The following is a 1,112-nucleotide window of genomic DNA, read 5'->3' as shown; positions in this document are numbered from 1 at the left end:
TCAGCACCTTCTCCCGGTGCCCGTTGCGCATCGTCGTGCGTGTCTCGGTGTGCTCGCCGGGCTCCGCGCCGATGTGGGCGGTGGCCTCGGCCTCGATGAGTTCCTGCAGGATCCGCTGGGCCAGGACCCTCATCAACTCGATTCCGTCCGCCGTACGCAGTGACTCCATCAGGCGGAGTAAGTCATGCTGGGACAAGGCCATCGCGTCACCTCTCGTTTCAACGAGCTTCGCCACTCGGAGAGTTGCGCGATGGCCGCCCCATGACCAGGGGCTATGCGGAGATCGCTGCTACACCACTCGGCGGGACACCATCGGCGAAGAGGTCATCGGACAGGTCATCGGCGAGCATGCAGGGATACTTGTCCGCGAGAACAACGCGCTGTTCGAGGGCCAGCAGCATCTGCCGCCAGGCCCGCCGCCCCTTCTCATTCTTGATCGTGAAGGGAGGCATGCCCAGATGGGTGGTGCGACGGCCCGTCTGGGCCAGGGCGGCATCGCTCTGCCTGTCCCCCTCGCTGAACAGACCTTTCCCCGCGAGACCGACACCGATCATCACCAGGGTCACGGGGAACTCGTTGGCGATCCATTTGAGGTGGTTGCTGACCTCGATGCCGTTCGTTTTGCCCACTTCAAGAAGTGCAGGTCATCGAGTACCAGGACACGGACCTCGCAAGATAGAACGCAGTCCAGGGCTTGCTGGCCGAGCTGGGCGGTGGTTCCGCGGATGCGGCCGGGGTGGCCGAAGAACTCCACCAGGGCCCGGTTGAGGTCCTTCATACCGGTGTTGCCCGTGAGTCCGACCCTGCAGACGGGCCAGCGTTCATGGCCGGCCGCGGTGAACTCTCCCTGTTCGGCGATCTCCCTGCGGTGGAACTCCCGCGCGAAGGCCAGCACCGAGGTGGTCTTCCCCAAGCCGGGGAAGGCGTCGACGGCCACTCCTGCGTTCCGCGTAATTCAGCGGCATAGAGTCACGAATCTGGGGTCTGACCTGCGCGGACATGGGTGAGGGCGCCTGGGAGGCGTTTCTCTAGGCGCTGGTGTTCGTGCTGGTCAGCGGGGTGTGGGTTCGAGGGCGATGATCTGCTTCGGTGTGGGGATGTCGAGCTTGGCC

Annotated in this window: 3 protein-coding genes; all 3 read right to left on the bottom strand. The window is 64.7% G+C overall.

Features of this window, described 5'->3' with window-relative positions; genetic code table 11:
• The coding region (locus tag ACFYX0_RS47965) for a transposase (RefSeq protein ID WP_388982214.1) at window positions 1-202 on the bottom strand (202 nt) is incomplete at its 3' end.
• A 70-nt stretch (window positions 203-272) separates the two neighbouring features.
• A complete protein-coding gene (locus ACFYX0_RS47960; RefSeq protein WP_388982211.1) occupies window positions 273-566 on the bottom strand; it encodes a hypothetical protein in 294 nt (97 codons plus the stop codon).
• Window positions 563-937: an ATP-binding protein gene (locus ACFYX0_RS47955; RefSeq protein WP_388982208.1), complete on the bottom strand. Its 375-nt coding sequence runs from the start codon at window positions 935-937 to the stop codon at window positions 563-565. Before ACFYX0_RS47955 ends, ACFYX0_RS47960 begins: the two co-directional genes overlap by 4 nt.
• Between the last annotated feature and the right edge of the window lie 175 nt (window positions 938-1,112).

The sequence above is a fragment of the Streptomyces sp. NPDC002573 genome (assembly GCF_042889625.1).
GTDB lineage: Bacteria > Actinomycetota > Actinomycetes > Streptomycetales > Streptomycetaceae > Streptomyces > Streptomyces gibsoniae.
The sequence above is the reverse complement of the archived record's forward strand: the minus strand, read 5'-3'. Positions and strand labels throughout refer to the sequence as shown.